This window comes from Mesorhizobium waimense, assembly GCF_003601975.1.
Lineage (GTDB): Bacteria > Pseudomonadota > Alphaproteobacteria > Rhizobiales > Rhizobiaceae > Mesorhizobium > Mesorhizobium waimense.
In genome coordinates this window covers 1-994 of the sequence record NZ_QZWZ01000167.1, presented here as the reverse complement: position 1 = coordinate 994, position 994 = coordinate 1, and the positions used below count along the sequence as shown (strand labels likewise).

General features: G+C 61.0%; 1 protein-coding gene. It reads right to left on the bottom strand.

The window, feature by feature from the left end; translation table 11 throughout:
• Positions 1-994, bottom strand: a 994-nt coding sequence (locus D3227_RS40420) for a trans-sulfuration enzyme family protein (protein ID WP_120019467.1), incomplete at both ends; no start/stop codon positions are given.

The following is a 994-nucleotide window of genomic DNA, read 5'->3' as shown; positions in this document are numbered from 1 at the left end:
CCACGTGCACGATCAGGCTCTCGTCGTGACCGAGCGAGACCGCCGAGGTAATTACCTTCAGATTTGCAACAAACCGATTTTGAGTGTCGGGATCGCCTTCGACCGCGAAGGCCATCATCGCGCCATAGCCCTTGCCGGCGAACTGCTTTTTCGCCACCTGATGCTGGTCATGGCTTTCAAGGCCCGGGTAGGTGACATAGGCAACACGCTTGTCGGCAGCGAGAGACTGGGCGACAAGCTCTGCGGTCGAGAACTGCTGCCTGAGCCGAAGCGGCAAAGTGACCGAGCCGCGCATGATCAGCCAGGCGTTGAAGGGGGAGATTGTTCCTCCCAGATCGACCAGGGCATCGGCCTTGACGTGATGGATGAGCTCCTTCGAGCCGATGACTACGCCGCCCATCGCATCACCATGGCCGTTGATGTACTTGGTCAGCGAATGGCTGACGAGATCTGCTCCGAGCGCCAGCGGCCGGAAAAAGGGTGGAGGGGTGAAGGTTGAGTCCACTGACAGAAGCGCGCCGGCTTGCCTGGCGATCGAGACGAGGGTTGCGATATCGGCGACCTTCGTGGTGGGATTTGCGATCGTTTCGGTATGGATCAGCTTGGTGTTCGGCCGCACGGCGGCTCTTACGGCGTCCATGTCGCCCATGTCGACGAAGGTTGCCTCGATCTGGTAGCGTTGCGGCAGGAGTTCTGCAAAGAGGCGCCAGACGGCCTCGTAGGTGACATCGCCGACGATGACGTGGTCGCCCGTCTTCAGGAAGGTGAAGAACACGGCATGGAGAGCCGCAATGCCGGTCGCGAAAACGGCGGCATCTTCGCCGCCCTCGAGCGCCGCCAACTTGCGCTGCAGGCCGATCTGGTTGTGGCCGGAATTGCGCGTGTAGGAGGGGGTTTCGGTGTCGGACCAGTCCATGGTGGATGGGTCGTGGGGGAGGAGATACGAATTGGCCATGACGATCGGTGTGCGAATGGCACCCGACGTCTTGTCGAT